The organism is Pseudomonas capeferrum, from assembly GCF_000731675.1.
Lineage (GTDB): Bacteria > Pseudomonadota > Gammaproteobacteria > Pseudomonadales > Pseudomonadaceae > Aquipseudomonas > Aquipseudomonas capeferrum.
Genome location: NZ_JMIT01000001.1, coordinates 2,221,656 through 2,241,059, shown reverse-complemented (window position 1 = coordinate 2,241,059; position 19,404 = coordinate 2,221,656). Strand labels below are relative to the sequence as shown.

The 19,404-nt window shown below is 64.6% G+C and carries 17 protein-coding genes; 11 read left to right on the top strand and 6 right to left on the bottom strand.

Features of this window, described 5'->3' with window-relative positions; all coding sequences use genetic code 11:
- Positions 1 to 182: 182 nt before the first annotated feature.
- Genes PC358_RS10025 through PC358_RS10015 form a run of 3 tightly spaced genes read right to left on the bottom strand, consistent with a single transcriptional unit; the run spans position 183 to position 5,148 of the window.
- Positions 183 to 2,114 carry an ATP-binding protein gene (locus PC358_RS10025; protein ID WP_033699256.1) on the bottom strand — a complete coding sequence of 644 codons (1,932 nt, stop codon included), beginning with the start codon at positions 2,112 to 2,114 and terminating at the stop codon, positions 183 to 185.
- Positions 2,111 to 3,001, bottom strand: coding sequence for an ABC transporter substrate-binding protein (locus PC358_RS10020; protein ID WP_033699255.1), 891 nt, complete (start codon positions 2,999 to 3,001; stop codon positions 2,111 to 2,113). The genes PC358_RS10025 and PC358_RS10020 overlap by 4 nt, the downstream gene beginning before the upstream one ends.
- Entirely contained in the window at positions 3,001 to 5,148 is a 2,148-nt protein-coding gene (locus PC358_RS10015) for a TonB-dependent receptor plug domain-containing protein (RefSeq protein WP_209435449.1), read from the bottom strand. Before PC358_RS10015 ends, PC358_RS10020 begins: the two co-directional genes overlap by 1 nt.
- 147 nt (positions 5,149 to 5,295) lie before the next feature.
- Here PC358_RS10015 and PC358_RS10010 point away from each other — a divergent pair, with 147 nt between their 5' ends.
- The 8 genes from PC358_RS10010 (at position 5,296) to PC358_RS09975 (ending at position 11,335) form a co-directional block, all read left to right on the top strand.
- Positions 5,296 to 6,321, top strand: a complete 1,026-nt coding sequence (locus tag PC358_RS10010; RefSeq protein ID WP_033699253.1) for an NAD(P)H-dependent glycerol-3-phosphate dehydrogenase — start codon at positions 5,296 to 5,298, stop codon at positions 6,319 to 6,321.
- A gap of 35 nt (positions 6,322 to 6,356) precedes the next feature.
- Positions 6,357 to 6,704 carry a DUF4389 domain-containing protein gene (locus PC358_RS10005; RefSeq protein ID WP_033699252.1) on the top strand — a complete coding sequence of 116 codons (348 nt, stop codon included), beginning with the start codon at positions 6,357 to 6,359 and terminating at the stop codon, positions 6,702 to 6,704.
- Entirely contained in the window at positions 6,701 to 7,159 is a 459-nt protein-coding gene (gene sixA / locus PC358_RS10000; RefSeq protein WP_033699251.1) for a phosphohistidine phosphatase SixA, read from the top strand. The genes PC358_RS10005 and sixA overlap by 4 nt, the downstream gene beginning before the upstream one ends.
- Positions 7,160 to 7,264: 105 nt before the next feature.
- Entirely contained in the window at positions 7,265 to 7,639 is a 375-nt protein-coding gene (locus tag PC358_RS09995) for a hypothetical protein (protein WP_033700175.1), read from the top strand.
- A gap of 93 nt (positions 7,640 to 7,732) precedes the next feature.
- Positions 7,733 to 8,521 (top strand): alpha/beta fold hydrolase, encoded by a 789-nt coding sequence (locus PC358_RS09990; protein ID WP_033699250.1) that lies wholly within the window; start codon positions 7,733 to 7,735, stop codon positions 8,519 to 8,521.
- The gene (locus PC358_RS09985) at positions 8,518 to 9,372 is read left to right on the top strand and encodes an alpha/beta hydrolase (RefSeq protein WP_033699249.1); all 855 of its coding nucleotides are present in this window, start codon (positions 8,518 to 8,520) and stop codon (positions 9,370 to 9,372) included. The genes PC358_RS09990 and PC358_RS09985 overlap by 4 nt, the downstream gene beginning before the upstream one ends.
- Positions 9,373 to 9,481: 109 nt before the next feature.
- Positions 9,482 to 10,276, top strand: coding sequence for a DUF4892 domain-containing protein (locus PC358_RS09980; RefSeq protein WP_033699247.1), 795 nt, complete (start codon positions 9,482 to 9,484; stop codon positions 10,274 to 10,276).
- Positions 10,277 to 10,288: 12 nt separating this feature from the next.
- Positions 10,289 to 11,335: an AI-2E family transporter gene (locus tag PC358_RS09975; RefSeq protein ID WP_033700174.1), complete on the top strand. Its 1,047-nt coding sequence runs from the start codon at positions 10,289 to 10,291 to the stop codon at positions 11,333 to 11,335.
- Positions 11,336 to 11,371: 36 nt separating this feature from the next.
- Here PC358_RS09975 and PC358_RS09970 read toward each other — a convergent pair whose 3' ends face one another.
- The 3 genes from PC358_RS09970 to PC358_RS09960 all read right to left on the bottom strand — a co-directional run bounded on the left by PC358_RS09970 (position 11,372) and on the right by PC358_RS09960 (position 15,344).
- Entirely contained in the window at positions 11,372 to 13,792 is a 2,421-nt protein-coding gene (locus PC358_RS09970) for a TonB-dependent siderophore receptor (RefSeq protein ID WP_033699245.1), read from the bottom strand.
- A gap of 95 nt (positions 13,793 to 13,887) precedes the next feature.
- The gene (locus PC358_RS09965) at positions 13,888 to 14,835 is read right to left on the bottom strand and encodes a FecR family protein (protein WP_033699243.1); all 948 of its coding nucleotides are present in this window, start codon (positions 14,833 to 14,835) and stop codon (positions 13,888 to 13,890) included.
- An 11-nt stretch (positions 14,836 to 14,846) separates the two neighbouring features.
- Entirely contained in the window at positions 14,847 to 15,344 is a 498-nt protein-coding gene (locus PC358_RS09960; protein ID WP_033699241.1) for an RNA polymerase sigma factor, read from the bottom strand.
- A 201-nt stretch (positions 15,345 to 15,545) separates the two neighbouring features.
- Here PC358_RS09960 and kdpF point away from each other — a divergent pair, with 201 nt between their 5' ends.
- Genes kdpF through kdpB form a run of 3 tightly spaced genes read left to right on the top strand, consistent with a single transcriptional unit; the run spans position 15,546 to position 19,404 of the window.
- Complete coding sequence (gene kdpF / locus PC358_RS09955; RefSeq protein WP_033699240.1) at positions 15,546 to 15,635, top strand: K(+)-transporting ATPase subunit F; 90 nt, start codon at positions 15,546 to 15,548, stop codon at positions 15,633 to 15,635.
- Between the two features lie 9 nt (positions 15,636 to 15,644).
- Positions 15,645 to 17,339, top strand: coding sequence for a potassium-transporting ATPase subunit KdpA (gene kdpA / locus PC358_RS09950; protein WP_033699238.1), 1,695 nt, complete (start codon positions 15,645 to 15,647; stop codon positions 17,337 to 17,339).
- Positions 17,340 to 17,349: 10 nt separating this feature from the next.
- The gene (kdpB, locus tag PC358_RS09945; RefSeq protein WP_033699236.1) at positions 17,350 to 19,404 is read left to right on the top strand and encodes a potassium-transporting ATPase subunit KdpB; all 2,055 of its coding nucleotides are present in this window, start codon (positions 17,350 to 17,352) and stop codon (positions 19,402 to 19,404) included.

Here is a 19,404-nt window from a genome sequence, read left to right as displayed (position 1 = left end):
GCAGGGGATGAATCTTCCCGGCCGGCCCGAAAAGCGATGACTCCGGGGCGGCAGCCTACAGGTAGACTATTGCGTTGTGGTGAAAGTCACAGTGCACCAGACGAAAGAAGTACAGGTGTGCACTGAAACGTCTATTTTCAGGCCCGAAGAAGGTCCTGTCCAGTCCTTAAGACTGCCGCACTTTAGCATTTATCGCCAGTCGCGGTTGTCTGACCGGGTAACCAGCGTTGCAGCACGCGTTGCAGTTCGGTGCGGCGCAAGGGTTTGCTCAGGTAATCGTCCATGCCGGCGGCCATGCAGCGCTCACGATCACCCTCCAAGGCGTTGGCGGTCAAGGCGATGATCGGCAGGTGCATGCCGTTGGGCAGCAGGCGGATGCGCTGGGTGGCTTCATAGCCATCCAGGTTCGGCAGGCGGCAGTCCATCAAAATGGCGTCGAAGCGTTGCTGGCTGACCTGCTCGACTGCCTGGAGGCCGTCTGCCGCCACGCTGACTTCAAGCCCCAGGCTGCGCAACATGGCTTCTATGACATTCTGATTGACCAGGTTGTCCTCCACCAGCAGCACCCGCTCGCTACCGGCCAGCGGCCGCTGCTCGCGCACCGCTGCGGGCAGTTGCACCGGGGCAGGTGCGGCCAGGGCCAAGGGCATTTCCAGGGTGAAGGTCGAGCCCAGGCCCTCGCGGCTTTCACCGCGCAGCTTGCCGCCCATGCGTTCGGCCAGGGTACGTGCGATCGACAGGCCCAGGCCGGTGCCGCCATAGCGCCGGGAAATCGAACTGTCGGCCTGCTGGAAGGCGACGAACATCATTTCCAGGCGCTCGCTGTCGATGCCGATGCCGGTGTCGCGCACGCTGCAGGTGAACCAGAGCAGTTGTCGGTCCAGTACCTGGCAACGCGCCTCGACCTGCACCTGGCCCCGCTCGGTGAACTTCAGGGCATTGCCGACCAGGTTCAGCAAAATCTGCCGGATCCGCGTCGGGTCGCCGTTCACCCTCAAGTGTTCGATGCCTTCGGGCATGTGCAGATGCAGGCCGAGGCCGCGTTGCTGGGCGCTGTGCTGGAACGACTGGACGCTGCTGGCGATCAGGTCGCCGAGGTTGAAGTCGATGCGCTCCAGCTCCAGCGCCGTGCGCTCGATGCGCGAGAAGTCGAGAATGTCGTTGATGACCTTGAGCAAATGCCCGGTGGACTCGGTGGCAACGGCGGTGTAGTCGGCCTGTTCGCTAGTCAGTGGGGTGGTTTCGAGCAGCTGCAGCATGCCCAGCACGCCATTCATGGGGGTGCGCAGCTCATGGCTCATCATCGCCAGGAAGTCCGACTTGGCGCGGTTGGCCTGCTCGGCCTCTTCACGCGCCTGGGTCAACTGGGCGATGGCTTGCTTCTGCTCGTCACTGGCTTGCTCAAGGGCGCTGGCCAGGTTGTTGATGTGGCGCGCCAGATGGCCCAGCTCGCTGTCATCGACCACCGGCAGCGGGGTGTTGTATTCGCCTTGCTGAATAGCCTTGACCGCATGGCCCATGTCGCTGATGGGCTTGGCCAGGCTGACGGCCAGCCGCCGCGCCAGCAGGAAGGTGAACAGCAGGGCAAACAGGGCCAGGATGCCCGCCTTGATGACGATTTCCTGCTGGCGTTGGCTGAAGGCATCGTCGGACATGCCCACGATCACCCGCCCCAGGTAGTCGTCACCGATGGCCGGGGAAGAAACCTTGCCCGGCTGCAGGAAATCGGTGTCCAGGCGGATCTGCTGGAGGCGGATCGGGGCCTGGAACACTTCCACTCGCTGCGCCCGGTTGGCGCTTTCGTCAGACTGCTCGACGTAGACCAGGATGTGGTTACGGCTGTCCTGCACCTCCAGAAATCGTACGTGCGGAATGCTTAAGGTGGCGCGCATGAGCCCTTCGAGCACTTCGTTGTTGCCCGAGATCACCCCGTATTCGGAGGCCGGCGCCAACTGGTTGGCGATCAGCTGGCCGGTGTGGTTGAGCTCCTGGCGCAAGTCCTGGATTCGCACGAAGGTGAAGAAGCTGATCAGCAGCAAGGTCAGCAGCAAGGCGGGGCCGAGGCTGATGATCTGGGTGCGGGTGTGGATGTCCCAGCTCAGGCGTCTGCTCATGGGGTGGATTCTCCTTCGGCCAGGGCCTTGGCGGCGGCGTTCGGATCGATGGGTTCAAGGCCCAGGGCGCGTGCCACTTGCTGGTTGCCACTGACGCCGTAGCGCGCGGGGTAAAGGCTGCGCGGCCAGCGTGCCGGCGGCTGGTCGAGCAAGTGGTCGAGCACCGCCAACCAGTCGTCCTGGTCGCTGTAGGTGCTGGCCAGGGCGCCTGCGCGGACGAAGCCTGCGTTCGGGCCGATCAACGCCATTTGCCGCCCATAGCTGCTGAGCAGCAGGTTTTTTGCGGTCTTGGGGTTGTACAGGGCGGGGTCGTCCAGGCCTAGCAGCACGTCGCTGTTGCCCAGCAGGTATTGCAGGGGCCGGCTGTCACGCGGGTCGGGCCAGTCCTGGGCAATGATCTCCAGGCCCAGGGGGCGGGCGGCATGGCGAAGCTCATCGAGCAGAAAGGCACTGTGCTTACCGTAAAGCACGCCGATGCGTTGTGCTTGTGGCAGCAGGTAGCGCGCCAGGCGCAGTTGGCGGGCCAGCGGCGGGTCGCTCCACAGCAGGGTAAGGAAGGCGGGGCGTGACTTTCCCAGGCGCTGTTCAGCCTGTACCCGGCTTACCCGCATGGCCAGTGCCGGCGGCCCGGCGCTTTCACTCAGGCGCCACTCCAGTGCGGCACTGTCGAGCAGCACCAGACGCTGATCAGCCTTTAGCCGACCTGGGCGCGGCAAATCGGCCGTGGTCTGGAAGCGCACCCGATCCTGCGGGCGATGGTTTTCGACTGCCGCGACGAAGCTGCGAATGCCGGGCTGGTCTTCGCCACCGACCAGCAGAATATCACTGGCCCACAGCGGCCCCAGGGGCCATAGGCAAAGCAGCAGCAGGCGCAGCAGGCGGGCCATCAGAATTCCAGCTCCGCACTGACGCTCAGGCGATGGCGGCTGTCGTAACGGTTTTGCAGTGCGGTAGTCGGCTCATCGTCCAGGCGTTGCTGCCACAGCGCTGCCAGTTCCAGGTTGCTGCCCTGTACCCGGAAACGCTTGGCCACGCGCAGGTCCAAACGCTCGTAGCGGTACTGGTTGAGGGCATCGTCACCGTAGTAGAAAAGCGCGCTCGACCAACCATCGCCCCATTCGCGCATCCAGCCAGCCGAGCCGCTGTTGCGGGCGCTGAGGCGTCGGTCGTCGGGGTTGCTGGCCCAGGCATCGACGTAGGCGTAGGTCACGCGCAGGCGGTCGCGCAGGGTGGGGCGCCAGTCCAGTTGCGCCTCGCTGCCGGTGAAGCGGGCCTTGTTGGCGTTGCTGGCGATGTACTGGTTGTTCTTCAGCGGCTCGCTGATCATGCCGGTGATTTCGTCGTAGAACACCTTCACATCCATGCTCAGGTCGAGGTCGCTGAAGTAGCCGTTGTAGCCCAGCTCGCGCGAGCGCATGCGCTCCTGGTCGAGGTCGCCCGGGCCGCGCGTCTTGACGAAATACTCACCGTGTTGCTGGCCAAACGCATTGGGGCTGAGGTTTTTGACCGTGTAGCTCCAGTTGACGTTGTTCTCGAACATGTCGGGTGAACGCACTGCCTCGGAATACACCGCACGCAGGCCATGGCGTGGGGTGATCAGGTAGTTGACCGCCACGCGTGGGGTCAGCGAGCTGCCAGACAGGCGCGAGTCCTCGAACATCGCGCCGCCCTGGATGATCCAGTGCTCATCGGCGCGCCATTCCAACTGCCCGAACAGGCGCCAGGTCTGGTCGTCCAGGCTGCCATTGAAATAGGTCTGCGAGTCGGCGCGGTCATAGCGCAAGTTCATGCCGCTGAGCAGGCGCAGGCTGTCGGTCAGGCTCAGGGTGTCCTGGATTTCCAGGTCGTAGCGGGTTTCGCGGGTGCTCTGGTCGACATCGCCGCAGACCACGTTGCGCCCGCCCTCGCTGTTCCACTGGGCCTGGATGGCTTCGACCAGGGCCTGTTCTTCGGGGTTGCTGCTGCGCGGGGGGTTGTTGGCGCCGCGCGCCACCAGCTCGGCAAAGTTCGGGTTGAGCTGCCACAGCCGGGTCAGCTCCGGGCTGAACGACAGCGCCGCGTCGCAGGCACGCCAGACCTGCTGGCGGTCGAAGTGCTGGGCCGAGCCCTGCACGTACAGGCTGTGATCGGGGTTGAAGTCGATGTTCCAGCGTACCGAGCCTGCGTAGTCCTTGGCATTGACGTCGGCGTTGTCGCCCCGCTCGGTCACATAGGGGAACACCGGCTGGTAGGTGTAGGGCCGCTGGTTGCTGCCTTCCTTGGCCGCCAGTTGCCATTCCAGGGTCTGGTCGGGGGCCAGGCTGTGGCTGGCACTGAGGTTGAAGCGGGTGAGGCGGCGGCTGTCGCGGTAGTCCTGGCCGTACTGGTCCTTGTCGAAACCATCGTCCTGCTGACCCGACACCGACAGGCGCATGTCGCCGCCGTCCCAGCCGAAGCCGTGGCTGGCGTAGAAATCGTTGATGCCGTCCTGGCCACGGGTGACCTTGAGGCGCGTGCCATGGCTGTCGGCGGGGTTGCGGGTGAGAATATTGACCACGGCCATCAGCGCGTTGGCGCCATAGCTGACCGTGTTAGGGCCACGGAATACCTCGATGCGCTCGATGTCATCCATGGCCAGCGGGATGTCGCTCCAGTCCACCGTCGCCAGGCCTGCGCGGTACACCGAGCGGCCGTCGATCAACACCTGCATGCGCCGGGCGTCATTGACGTTGCTGCCATGGTAGTTGACGGTCGGCTGGTTGCCGGCGCCGTAGCCGATCATCATGCCGGGTACCAGGCGCAGCAGTTCGGGGATGTCGCGGGCACCGCTGGCGCGGATCAGCTCGCTGTCGAGCACGGTCATGCTGCCGGGCACCGCCGCCGGGGATTGTTTGAGCCGGGTGGCGGTCAGAACCTGCGGCAGGTCGGCGTTGTCGATGAACAGATCGTCGGCCATGGCCGGGCCGCCGAGCAAGGCGGTAAATAGTAGAAGACGCGGGTAGGGGGGCGTGCCAGGCAACACGGTACGACCTTGTTTCAGAGATGAAACAGGCATGTTAACCGACCGTGGGGCTTTTGCCAGTGATCTGGCTGGGATCTGGTTGCCCTGTCTGTGCAATCTGCGTTGCTAGCCTTGGCGCATGGCAGGCGAGCCGTATAATGCCCTGGTCGCCACTTAACTTTTGGCTTTAACGGATTGGATATGACTGAACAGCAACCTGTTGCAGTTCTGGGCGGCGGCAGCTTCGGCACCGCCGTGGCGAACCTGCTGGCGGAAAACGGTGTGCCGGTGCGCCAGTGGATGCGCGACCCGGAGCAGGCCGAGGCCATGCGCGTGAACCGCGAGAATCCACGCTACCTCAAAGGCATCCGCGTGCACGATGGGGTCGAGCCGGTCAATGACCTGCTGGCAACCTTGCAGGCCTGCGACCTGGTCTTCGTCGCCTTGCCGTCCAGCGCTTTGCGCAGCGTGCTGGCGCCGCATGCTGCGTTGCTGCGTGGCAAGTGCCTGGTTAGCCTGACCAAGGGCATCGAGGCGCAAAGCTTCAAGCTGATGAGCCAGATCCTCGAAGAAATCGCCCCCGAGGCCCGCATCGGCGTGCTGTCGGGGCCAAACCTGGCCCGCGAGATCGCCGAGCACGCACTCACCGCCACGGTGGTCGCGAGCGAAGACGAAGCGCTCTGCCAGCGGGTGCAGGCCGTGCTGCATGGGCGCACCTTCCGCGTCTACGCAAGTGCCGACCGCTTCGGCGTCGAGCTGGGTGGCGCGCTGAAGAACGTCTACGCCATCATTGCCGGCATGGCCGTGGCGCTGGGCATGGGCGAGAACACCAAGAGCATGCTGATCACCCGTGCCCTGGCCGAAATGACCCGCTTTGCCGTGAGCCAGGGGGCCAACCCGATGACCTTCCTTGGCCTGGCCGGGGTCGGTGACCTGATCGTCACCTGTTCATCGCCCAAGAGCCGCAACTACCAGGTAGGTCACGCGCTGGGGCAAGGCTTGAGCCTGGAGCAGGCCGTCAATCGGCTGGGCGAGGTCGCCGAAGGGGTGAACACCCTCAAGGTGCTCAAGGCCAAGGCCCAGGAAGTTCAGGTGTACATGCCGCTGGTGGCAGGCCTGCATGCCATCCTGTTCGAGGGCCGTACCTTGAACCAGGTGATCGAGCACCTGATGCGCGCCGAGCCGAAGACCGACGTCGATTTCATTTCCATCAGCGGTTTCAATTGAGCCGTCCGCGGCCCTCATAAAGCAAGGAGCGAGTCATGAACGATACGCCCGAACGCGCCCAGCGCGAGTCGATCATCCTGCGGGTACTGTGGATGCTGGTGTTCCTGGTGGTCTGGCAATTGGCCGAACTACTGCTGGGCGGCCTGGTGCTGGTGCAGTTGATCTACCGCCTGGTGTACGGCGCGCCCAGCGCCAGCCTGATGAACTTCGGCGACAGCGTTAGCCAGTACCTGGCGCAGATCGGCCGCTTCGGCAGCTTCCACAGCGACCAGAAGCCTTGGCCATTCGCCGACTGGCCAGCGCCCCGTGCGCCAGAAGGCGAAGCACCGCATGCCGTGGCACCGGCGCCGCACCCGGTGCGTGACGAAGAGCCCAAGCTGTGAAGCTGTGGGTGCTGCGCCACGGTGAGGCGGAGCCGCGGGCCAACACCGACGCCGAGCGGCGCCTGACCAGCCATGGCCGCGAGCAGGTCCTGCACAGTGCCGCGCGCCTGCTCGGGCAGCCGTTGCAGGCGATCATCGCCAGCCCCTACGTGCGTGCTCAGCAGACGGCTGCCCTGGTGCACGACACCTTGGGTTTTGCCGAACCTGTGCGCACCGTGCCCTGGCTGACGCCGGAAAGCGACGTGCAGCAGGTGATCGGTGAAATCGAACGGCTGGGCCTGGAACACGTGCTGCTGGTCAGCCACCAACCGCTAGTGGGGACGCTGGTCGGTGCCCTTGAACATGGTCATCTACAGCAACCGGCGGCCATGAGTACCGCCAGCCTGGCGGAGCTGGAGGGGGACTGGCCACTGGCCGGCCTGATGAGCTTGCGCGCGCTTAACGCGCCGTCCTGATGCCTGGCAACTGGCATTATTGTCAGTTGCCGCTGCACTTGGCAGCTTGCTAGCGTTGCCCCTATCCGACGAGTGGATGGCAGGGAGCGATTGATGAAAGGGCAGATGCAGGCGTTGTTACGCTCCGCGGACTTGCAGCCCACCGTGGACAAGGTGGAGGAAGGCGAGTTGCTCGACTTTGCCCAGTACAGCCTGCTGCGCGATTCGGCCGACGCCAAGCTCTATCATCTGATGGGCAAGGTGCGTGGCCATCACGGGCTGGAAGCCAGCGCCAGGCAACAGGGCGAGGAAGACCTGCGTGCCCTGCAAGAGGCCTGCCTGCGGGTTTCCCACTTGCTGCAGACCAGTTGCCTGGCATTGCGCAGGCTGCAGCTCGACTACCATGACCAGCGTCTGGCCCGCGAAGTGCTCGAGAGCCAGTTGGCCTACATGCAGGCCTGCCTGCAACGTTCACTGGTCAGTCTGGATCGCAGCAGATGACCTGATAGCCCTCGCCGATGACCTTTCCAAACATTGCCGAGCGGCCTTGCGATGCACACAATGGGCCATCATCCCCCGTCCGGACCAGGCGCCATGTCGCAGCACATCTTCTTCGCCCACGCCAATGGTTTCCCGTCTGCCACCTACGGCAAGCTGTTCGCCGCCCTGGCGCCGGACTATCAGGTCCGCCACCTGGCCCAGCATGCCCACGACCCGCGCTTCCCGGTGAATGAAAACTGGCAAAACCTGGTCGATGAGCTGCTGCACCATCTGGCGCAACAAGACGCGCCGGTTTGGGGGGTGGGTCATTCGCTGGGCGGGGTGCTGCACCTGCATGCCGCCTTGCGTTGCCCCGAGTACTACCGCGGGCTGGTCATGCTCGACTCGCCGGTGCTGACCCGCGCCGATCAATGGGTGCTGCGCACCGCCAAGCGTTTTGGCTTCATCGACCGCATCACCCCGGCAGGCCGCACCCTGGGGCGTCGCGAGGCGTTCGCCGATCGCGACAGCGCACGGGACTACTTCGCCAGCAAGCGCTTGTTTCGGCACTTTGACCCCGATTGCCTCGAAGCCTATCTGGAGCACGGCCTGGAGCCTGCCCAGGATGGCTTGCGCCTGCGTTTCGACCCGGCTACCGAGATCAGTATCTACCGCAGCATCCCCCACGCAAGCCCTGCGCCTGCCCGGCAATTGCAGGTGCCACTGGCGATGGTCTGCGGTGAGCGCAGCAACGTGATCCGCCGTCATCACGCGCTGGCGGTGCGCGGCATGGCACAGGGTGAGTACCACAGCGTGCCGGGCGGGCACATGTTCCCGCTGGAGCGCCCGACCGACACCGCCAGCTTGATCAAGGGTCTGTTCGACCGCTGGAGCCAGGCATGAGCGCGCACATGCAGGAAATCCGCCTGAGCCTGGGCCATATCGAGCTGGCTGCTCACCTGTTCGGCCCCGAGGACGGCCTGCCGGTGATCGCCCTGCACGGCTGGCTGGACAACGCCAACAGCTTCGCCCGCCTGGCGCCGCGGCTGCAGGGCCTGCGCATCGTCGCCCTGGACCTGGCCGGGCATGGTTACTCGGAGCATCGCCCGCCTGGGGCGAGTTATGCCCTGGCCGACTATGCCCACGATGTGCTGCGGGTTGCCGAGCAGTTGGGGTGGCAGCGGTTTGCCCTGCTGGGCCATTCGCTGGGGGCAATCATTTCGGTGCAACTGGCGGGCGCCTTGCCGGAGCGCATCAGCCACCTGGCGTTGATCGACGGGGTCATCCCTCCCACGGGCGCCGAGCAGGACGCAGGTGAGCGCCTGGGCATGGCATTGCAGGCGCAGTTGCGCCTGGACGGCAAGCGCAAGTCTGTCTACCCGGCGCTGGAGGAGGGCGTGCAGGCGCGCATGAAGGGCATGGTCGCGGTCAGTCGCGAAGCGGCCGAGCTGTTGGCCCAGCGTGGGCTGATGCCCGTGCCGGGTGGTTACAGCTGGCGCAGTGACAGCCGCCTGACCTTGCCATCCCCTACACGCCTGAGCCACGTCCAGGCCATGGCCTATGTCAGGCGGGTGAGTTGCCCTGCCTGCCTGGTGGTGGCTGCCGATGGCATGCTGGCGCGCCACACCGAGTTGCTGCAGCAGCTACCCTTTGAGCAGGTGACGCTGCCTGGTGGCCATCATCTGCACCTGAACGATGAACAGGGCGCGGCCCTTGTCGCAGACTGTATCAATCGCTTCTTTGGCTTTGCTTGACTTGCACCGGACAAGTGCCGAGGCTTGGCGGGTTGAACAGGGAGACAACCATGCAAATGCCAGACACGCTGGACCATAACTTCGGTGCCAAGCACCGACTGGGCTGCCGATGAGCGCGCCCGTAACCCTCCGCACCACCTTCGCCGCCTGCCTGATGCTCGCCAGCCCGTTGCTGTGGGCCGACAACCTGCCCGTCCCCGTGGACGCCAAGGTGGTCGATCAACGCCCTGCAGTGGAGCAGGAGCGCGTCTACCCCATGGGGCCCCTGCGCAAGATCAGCGGCCGCCTGCGGGTCGATGACAAGGTCGAAAGCCGTGGCCAGGTCAGTTCGGTCACCTATGAACTGCCGGTCGAGCGCAGCGCCCGCGAAGCGTTCACCAGTGCTCGTGAAGCGCTGCAGCACGACGGCGGCTACCCGCTGTTCTGGTGCCAGGGCCGTGATTGCGGCGAGGCCAGCCTGTGGGCCAACGATGTATTCGCCAATGCCCGTTTGAACGGCGGTGACGAGCAGCAAGCGTTCATTCTGTTGCGTCGCTCGGCCGAACAGGCCGACACCCTGGTCGCACTTTACAGCGTCACCCGTGGCAACCGCCGCGCCTACCTGCATGTCGAGGAGTTCGTCGCCGCCAGTCCGCTTGGCGAGTTGCTGCCGACCGCCGGCACGGTGCTGCGCGAAATGCGCGACACCGGCAAACTCGACTACCCTGACCTGAGTACGCCGCAACCGGCCTGGGTGGCCCTGCTTGGGCGCAGCTTGAACCTGGACAGCACCCTGCGGGCCAGCCTCAGTGGCGCCAACGCCGAGGCCTGGCGCGAGGCCTTGGTCAATGCAGGCGTGCGCAGCAGCCGCCTTGAAGTCGGTACCGCAGCTACCGAAGGCCTGCACCTGGAACTGATCCGTTGAATGAGCGTCACCATGGCCAATAATGATCGCCTGCTGGTCCAGATCGTGCTGCTGGCGCTACTGGGTGCTGCCCTGTGGGTCATGGCACCGTTTATCTCGGCACTGCTGTGGGGCGCCATTCTGGCCTTTGCCAGCTGGCCGCTGATGCGCTTGCTGACGCGCGTGCTGGGTGGGCGCGAAACCCTGGCGGCGAGCCTGCTGACCACGGCCTGGATCCTCATCGTGGCCTTGCCGCTGGTGTGGCTGGGGTTCAACCTGGCCGACCATATCCGTGATGCCACGGCGTTTGTCCGTGATGTGCAAGTCGATGGCCTGCCCGATGCACCGGCCTGGCTCGGCAGCGTCCCCTTGGTGGGGGAGCGCATGGTCAACTGGTGGCAGTCGCTCGACCAGCAAGGCGCGGCACTGATCGCGTCGATCAAGCCCTACCTGGGCCAGGTGGGCAACTGGTTGCTGGCACGTAGCGCGCAGATCGGCAGCGGCGTGCTGGAGCTCACCCTGAGCCTGGTCTTCGTGTTCTTCTTCTACCGTGACGGCCCGCGTTTGTCGGCGTTCGTGCTGCGCCTGCTGCAGCGCTTGACGGGTGACCGCGCCGATTATTACCTGGAGCTGGTCGCCGGCACCGTGCAGCGGGTAGTCAACGGTGTGATCGGCACCGCAGCGGCCCAGGCCCTGCTGGCGCTGATCGGCTTCCTGATCGCTGGCGTGCCGGGGGCGATCGTGCTTGGCCTGGTGACCTTCATGCTCAGCCTGATCCCGATGGGGCCGCCGCTCGCGTGGATCCCGGCGACGGCCTGGCTGGTGTGGAAGGGGGATTACGGCATGGCGATCTTCCTGGGCATCTGGGGCACCTTCGTCATCAGCGGCGTGGACAACGTGCTCAAGCCCTACCTGATCAGCCGAGGGGGCAATCTGCCGCTGGTGATCGTGCTGCTCGGGGTGTTCGGCGGGTTGATCGCCTTTGGCTTCATTGGCCTGTTCATCGGGCCGACCTTGCTGGCGGTAGGATACAGCCTGCTGCTGGACTGGAGCCGCAACGCCGAGCAGCAGACGCCGTAGGCGCGGCCTTGCGAGGGGCCGCGCCTGCAGCAGTTGCTAGTACTTCCACGTCACCGAAGCCGTCAGGTTGCGTGGTGCGCCAAAGTTGGTGGACCCCGCCGACTGGTACAGCGACAACAGGTACTTCCTGTCGAAGACGTTGTTCAGGTTCAGCGAAGCGCTCCAGTTTTCGTCAAACGTGTAGCTGCCCATCACATCGACCAAGGCGTACGCGCTTTGCCGAACGCGGCTGTTACCATCGGCCTCGGTCGCGCTTTGCCACTGCACCCGGCTACCAACGCGCGCTTGCGGCATGCCGGGCAGGCGGTAGGTGACACTGCCGCGCAGCGTATGGCTTGGCACGTATCGACGGGTTTTCTCGCCGTCGTCATCCTCGATGTGCACGTAGGTGTAGCCTGCGGCCAGTTCCACACCTGGCATCGCCTCACCGGAAGCTTCCAGCTCCACACCCCGGCTGTTGTTGTCTTCGCCACGGTAAGCGTACTGGCCGTTGATGATCTCTCCAGTGGTCACCGCCACGTTTTGCTGCTCGGTCTTGAACACTGCTGCAGTGACGGTGAGCCGATGATCGAGCAGGCTGCCCTTCACGCCTACTTCAGTGCTTTTGCCTTCCAGCGGTTCGATCACGCCCCCGGCCGAGCTGCGCAGGTACTGGGGTTTGAAGATCTCGGCCCAGCTTGCATACAGGCTCCACTGATCATTCAAGTCGTAGACCAGCCCGGTATAGGGCGTCACTTTGCCGTGCACCCGGGTGTCGTGCGCCGCACCATAGCCCATACCCTCACCGTCGGCGCTGAGCATTCGGGTACCGGTGATCCAGTGCAGGTCGTCGGTCAGGCTGAAGCGCGCGCCGGCATAGAGGCTTTTCTGGCGGTCGGTGAAATGCTGGGTATTGAGCTCGTCGGTGTACGTCAAAGGCGGTTTTACGATTGCCCCGGCAAGTGCGTCGGCAAGGCTGACGATCTCATTGCCGGAGGCGTTGCGGTAGTAGCCACGCTCATCATGGCGGCTGCGGCCATAGTTGGCGCCCAAGGTCAGTTCATGCTGGCGACCCAGCAGCGCGAAAGGCCCAGACAACTGTGCTTCGCCGGTGAGCTGATGCTCGGTGCTGGTGGTTCGGTTGATGTAGGCAAACACATCGTCGGCGGTGGCGGGGATGGCATAGAGCATCTGGGTGTCCTGATGCTGATTGGTCCCGGTCACGGTGACCTTGCCTTTCCACCCCGCGCCAAAATCGTGTGCCAGCTCGGCAAACGCCCGTTGTGTGTGGATGTTCCAGTAGGTCCAGGGTTGGCCGATGCTGGCGCTTCGGCTGCTGTAGTGGATGGGATTGCCCGCGTAGTCGGCCATCGGCAGGGCACCCCAGGTGCTGCCGTTGGAATCGCTCTTCTGTTCGGAAAAACCGACGGTCAGGGTATCGGCGTCTGACAGGTCGAAGGCCAGTAGGCCTGCTGTTACATTGATTTCGTGGCTGTAGCGATCAAGGTACGAATTGCCCTTGTCATGGGCGTAGATGAAGCGCCCGCGCACCTTGCCGCTGTCACTCAGCGGGCCGCTGACATCGACGTCCACCCGGCGGTTGTCCCATGACCCGGCACTGGTGTTGAGCCTGGCCTGGAAGCTGTCGGTCGGGCGCTTGCGCACGAAGTTGACCGTGGCAGACGGGTTGCCTGCGCCGCTCATCAGGCCGTTGGCGCCATGCAGTACATCGATCTGCTCGAATTCGGCCAAGTCCTGGTCACCCAGCAGCACACCGGATGAGAAGGGCATGCCCATGCCGTCGTACTCGAAGTTGTCGATGGTGAAACCGCGCGAGGTGAAGGCGGTGCGGTCGGTCTCGAACTGTTCGACGGTGACCGTGGGGGCGTTGCGCAGTGCATCTTTCACACTGTTGAGCTTGAAATCGTCGATCTGCTCGCGGGTAACGGTCGACACCGCCTGTGGGGTTTCCCGGTTGCTCAAGCCCAGGCGTGTGGTGCTGGAGGCGGGTTTGCCCTGATAGCCACGGCGCTGCTCATCAGCCTGGGCCAGTTGATACTGGACCTGGGTGGGCGCCAGCAGCACTTCGTTGCCCTGGCCCTGCGTCTCGCTGGGCACCAGGTAGAGCGTCGCTGCGTCGGTGCGGGCGAAGTTGTAGCCACTGCCTTGCAGCAACCTGGCCAGGCCCTCTTCGGCCGAGAAACGGCCTACCACGGCGGGGCTGCGCAGCGTTGCATCGACGTTGCCGTCGAGCAGCACGTTCTGCCCGGATTGTTGGCTGAACACCAGCAACGCCTGGCGCAACGGCTGTGCCGGGATGTTCAGTGACAGTTGCTGCATCGACCTCGCAGGGGCCTGCCCAGGTGCGGCCTGCGCCGGGAGGTTACCGACCAGCAGCGTGCAGGCCAGTGCTGCGCCCAGCGCTTTGCGCTGCCAGTGAGGATGAAGTGTGGTGTGCAGTTTGTGTCGGTTGGCCATTCAGGCGTGCCCCATGCAGTGCAGATATGCGAATAAATCTCAGTGCCGTTAAGACGCATGGGGCATCGGAATGTCTGATGGCGCTTTGAAATTTTTCAGGCGGGGTAGATCAGCGTGACCAGGTCGGTGTAGCGCGTGGTACGTACGGCAAGGGCCCGGGACAGCACATCGAGCATCTGGTCGGGGTGGTCGAGGTTGAGAATCAGGCTCACGCGTCGGGCGGCCAGTTGCTTGTCCATGATGAAAATCCGGCCCTTGCGCCAACGCTGCAGTGCATCGACCACGGTCAGCAGCGGCTCATTGAAAAACACCAGCCGGCCATTGCGCCAGGCCAGCATCTGCGCCAGCTCCGCACGCTGTATGTCACCCGTCGCACGTGCGCTGAAACTGAGCGAAAGGCCTTCTTCCAGCTCTGTCTGCTGCCCGGCCGTCAGCACTTGCACACGCCCTTGGCTAACCGCCACCAGCCCCGCGTCGTTTTCGCACGACACGCAAAACTCGCCTTCACGGGTGTGCAGTCGCCCAGCTTGGGTGTTGATACTGAACTCACCCGCAGCACTCGGCCGAACCCTGAAAAACGCTTGGCCGTGAAGCAGTTCGACTGCCCGGCGGGTCGCTGAAAAGTCCAGGTTCATCGCCGTGTGGCCGGCCATTTCGACCGTCGAGCCGTCGGGCAGGTACGCGATGCGGCGCTCGCCCACGGCGGTGCGCAGGTCGGCGAACGGTGAGTCCACGCCGTTCAGCCACAACGTGCCGGCGCCTGCAGTCACTGCTGCAGCACTGGCGGCCAGCCCCAGGCCGACGAAGCGGCGCCGGGAAAGCCGCGCCGGGGCCACAGGGGCGGCGGCGGGCGAGGGCTGCAGCAGCAGCGCCGAAGCGGCCCACAGGTTTTCAAGTTCGGCATAGGCCTGGGCATGGCGCACATCAGCGGCCATCCACGCCGACCATGCCGCCCGTTGCTCAGGTGTGGGCGCACCGCCGTGGAACAGCGCAAACCAGGCGTTGGCCTGGTGGCTGATGTCATCGGCAGCGGTGTGATCCATCGGCTCCGGCTTCACTGGGACATGCCCTGTTTCAACAATTCCAGTGCCTTCACCATACGGCTGTACGCCGTCTTGGGGGAGATGCCAAGCCGTGTACCGATGTCGGCATAGGTCATGCCTTCGACCCGTACCATCAGGAACACCTCGCGGCACGGTGCAGGCATGTTCTGGATCACGGTGTTCAGCGCGGCCAGTTGCTGATTGGCAATGGCGGCCTGTTCCAGCGTTGCGCTCGGCTGGGCCGTCGCGTGCGCTTCCTGCGAGTCGAGCGGCTCGCTCTTGCGGTGTTGCTGACGGCGGGTGTGGTCGATGAACAGGTTGCGTGCGCTGGAAAACAGGTAAGCGCGAAAGTTCTCGATGCGGCTGCGGCCCATCTGCTCGGAAAGCCGGATGAATGCGTCCTGGGTCAGGTCGGCGGCGGTTTCCTTGCAACGCAGGCGGCGGTCCAGGTACTCCTGAATCTCCTCGCGATGGGCAAGGTAGAGGGCCTTGAGATCTGAACCGGACATGGGGCCACCTTAGCGGGCGTGTGAACGAGGGCGGCAAAATAGCACAAATGAGAATTGTTTTGATTGGTGTTTTTCGCGCGTCACCTCGCGTTTTTACGCATTCTTTATGCCTTACCTCACCCCTCGATCTCGCCCCTTTACGCCCCTCCCTCGGACAATTCCCTCAAAGCGGCCCAAGCCGCACCACGGGGAGCTTCACACATGAACATGCTCGACGGGCTGTCACTGCTGCTGGCAGTGGCATTGGCTATTTACCTGCTGGTGGCGCTGCTGCGCGCCGATCGCAGCTAGGGAGTGGCCATGCACAGTTACGACTTTGCCTTGTTATTGGCGTTTTTCCTCATCGTGCTACTACCGGCACCTTGGCTCGGGCGGTTCTACTACAAAGTGATGGAAGGCCAGCGCACCTGGCTGTCACCGGTATTGGGCCCGGTGGAGCAGGGCTGCTATCGGTTGGCGGGCGTTCGCGCCGACCAGGAGCAGAACTGGAAGCAATACACCCTGGCCTTGCTGGCCTTCAACCTGGTCGGGTTCCTGCTGTTGTTTGCCGTGCTGTTGCTGCAGGGGTATCTGCCGCTCAACCCACAGCACCTTCCCGGCCAGGAATGGTCGCTGGCGTTCAACACCGCCGTGAGCTTCGTTACCAACACCAACTGGCAGGGCTACAGCGGCGAGGCGTCGGTCAGCTACCTGAGCCAGATGCTCGGCCTGACCGTGCAGAACTTCGTCAGCGCCGCCACTGGCCTGGCGGTACTCGTGGCGCTGTGCCGCGGTATTGCCCGTCGTTCGACCGCCACCCTGGGCAATTTCTGGGTCGACATGACCCGCGCCACCCTCTACGGCCTGCTACCGCTGTGCCTGGTGCTGGCGCTGCTGCTGGTCTGGCAGGGCGTGCCGCAGACTTTTGCCGACTACGCCCACGCGCTGACCTTGCAAGGCAGCGAGCAGACCATCCCGCTCGGCCCGGCGGCCAGCCAAATTGCGATCAAGCAACTGGGCACCAACGGTGGTGGCTTCTTCGGCGTCAACTCGGCGCACCCGTTCGAAAACCCCAGCGCCTGGAGCAACCTGTTCGAGGTGGCCTCGATCATCCTCATCCCGGTGGCGCTGGTGTTCACCTTCGGCCACTACGTGAAGGACCTGCGCCAGAGCCGTGCGATTCTGGCCTGCATGCTGAGCCTGTTCCTCATCGGTGGGGCTACCGCGCTGTGGTCCGAACACCAGCCCAACCCGGCACTTGAAAGCCCACAGGTTCAACAGAGCGCCCCCATGGAGGGCAAGGAAAGCCGCTTCGGTACCACCGGCTCGGTGTTGTGGACAGTAACCACCACCGCCGCCTCCAATGGCTCGGTCAATGCCATGCACGACAGCCTCAACCCGCTGACCGGCATGGTCGCGATGGTCAACATGATGGTGGGAGAGGTGATCTTCGGCGGTGTGGGCGCGGGGCTCTACGGCATGCTGTTGTTCGTGCTGATCGCCGTGTTCCTGGCCGGCCTGATGATAGGCCGCACGCCGGAGTACCTGGGCAAGAAGCTGCAGGCGCGTGAAGTGCAGTTGCTGGTGGCGACCTTGCTGGTGATGCCGGTCGGTGTGCTGGTGCTGGGTGCCGTCGCCGCCAGCCTGCCGGGGCCGGCGGCTGCGGTGAGCAACCCGGGTGCCCATGGCTTCAGCCAACTGCTGTACGCCTACACCTCGGGCACCGCCAATAACGGCTCGGCGTTTGCCGGTTTCGGTGCCAACACGGTGTACCACAACCTGATGATCGGCCTGGCCATGCTTATCGGCCGCTTCGGTTACATCCTGCCGATACTGGCCCTGGCTGGCAGCCTGGCGGCGAAAAAGAGCGCGCCCCAGGGGCTGAACAGCTTCCCCACCCACGGCCCGCTGTTCACCGGCCTGTTGCTGGTGACCATCTTGCTGGTGGGGGGCCTGACCTTCCTGCCGACCTTGGCCCTTGGGCCAATCGCCGAATACCTGAGCCTGGGCTTCTGAGGAGCCGACCATGAACATGCCCATTGCTGATGTAAAAGCCCCTCGCAACGCCAAGGACCAGACCCGCTTCGCCGCGCTCTGGCGCCCGGCCCTGGTCCAGGCCTTCGTCAAGTTGGACCCGCGCCAGCTCAAGCGCTCACCGGTCATGCTGGTGGTTGCCCTGACCGCTGTGCTCACTACCGTATTGTGCGTTGCCCCTGGTAGTGGCGTGAGCACGGCTGTTGCGGTGCAGATCGCCCTGTGGCTGTGGTTCACCGTACTGTTCGCCAACTTCGCCGAAGCCCTGGCCGAAGGCCGAGGCAAGGCCCGCGCCGACAGCCTCAAGGCGGGGAGCCAGGGGCTCACCGCCCAGCGTCGCGACAGCGCGGGTGTATTCCAGACGGTCGCCGCCAACGCGTTGCGCAAGGACGATGTGGTCAAGGTGGTCGCCGGTGAGCTGATCCCCGGCGACGGCGAAGTGCTCGAAGGCATCGCCGCCGTCAACGAGGCGGCCATCACCGGCGAGTCTGCCCCGGTAATTCGCGAGTCCGGCGGCGACCGCTCGGCGGTGACCGGCAACACGCGGCTGGTGTCCGACTGGCTGCTGATCCGCATCACCAGCAACCCGGGCGAGTCGACCCTGGACCGCATGATCGCCTTGGTCGAGGGGGCCAAGCGGCAGAAGACGCCTAACGAGATTGCCCTGGATATCCTGCTGATCGGCCTGACCCTGATCTTCCTGGTCGTGGTGGTGACCTTGCAGCCGTTCGCCCACTTCGCCGGCGGTAGCCTGCCGTTGATCTTCCTCGCCGCGCTGCTGGTGACGTTGATCCCCACCACCATTGGCGGCCTGCTGTCGGCCATCGGCATTGCCGGCATGGACCGCCTGGTCCGGCTCAATGTCATCGCCCGCTCCGGCCGTGCGGTGGAAGCCGCTGGCGACGTGCATACACTGATGCTCGACAAGACCGGCACCATCACCTTCGGCAACCGCCGTTGCAGTGCCCTGCATGCCGCCACCGGGGTAACCGCCAAAGAGTTGGGCGAGGGCGCCTTGCTCGCTTCGCTGGCCGATGACACCGCCGAAGGCAAGTCGATCGTCGAATACCTGCGTCAGTTGCACGACTTTGTCGAACCGGTCACCGGGCAGTTCGAGGCCATTGCCTTCAGCGCCGAGACGCGCCTGTCAGGCATCGATTTCCAGCAGCATCGCTACCGCAAGGGCGCGGTCGATGCGGTGCTGGCCTTTGTCGGCATGCAGCGCCTGGAAATGCCCGCCGCGCTGGCCCGCGAGGTCGAGCGGATTGCCCAGAGTGGCGGCACACCGCTGCTGGTGTGTGTCGACAAACGCCTGCTTGGGGTAATCCATCTCAAGGACGTGGTCAAACCGGGTATTCGCGAGCGCTTTGCCGAGCTGCGCAAGCTGGGCATCCGCACCGTGATGGTGACCGGTGACAACCCGCTGACCGCCGCTGCCATTGCCGCCGAGGCGGGGGTCGACGACGTCCTGGCCGAGGCCACCCCAGAGAAGAAACTGGCGCGGATCCGCCAGGAGCAGAACGACGGCCGCCTGGTCGCCATGTGCGGCGACGGCGCCAACGACGCCCCGGCGCTGGCCCAGGCCGACGTCGGCATGGCCATGAACGATGGCACCCAGGCGGCCCGCGAGGCAGCCAACATGGTCGACCTGGACAGCGACCCGACCAAGTTGCTGGATGTGGTTCAGGTCGGCAAGGAACTGCTGGTGACCCGCGGCGCCTTGACCACCTTCTCGATTGCCAACGACGTGGCCAAGTACTTCGCCATCCTGCCGGCCTTGTTCGCCGCCATCTACCCGCAGCTGGGCGTGCTCAACCTGATGCACCTGGCCAGCCCGCAGAGCGCGATCTTGTCGGCGATCGTGTTCAACGCGCTGATCATCATCGCGCTGATTCCGTTGGCCTTGCGCGGTGTGCGGGTGCAGGCGGCGAGCGCGGCCCACCTGTTGCGGCGCAACCTGCTCATCTACGGCTTGGGCGGCATCATCGTGCCGTTTGCCGGGATCAAGCTGATCGACATGCTGCTCAATGCCCTGCACCTGGTCTGA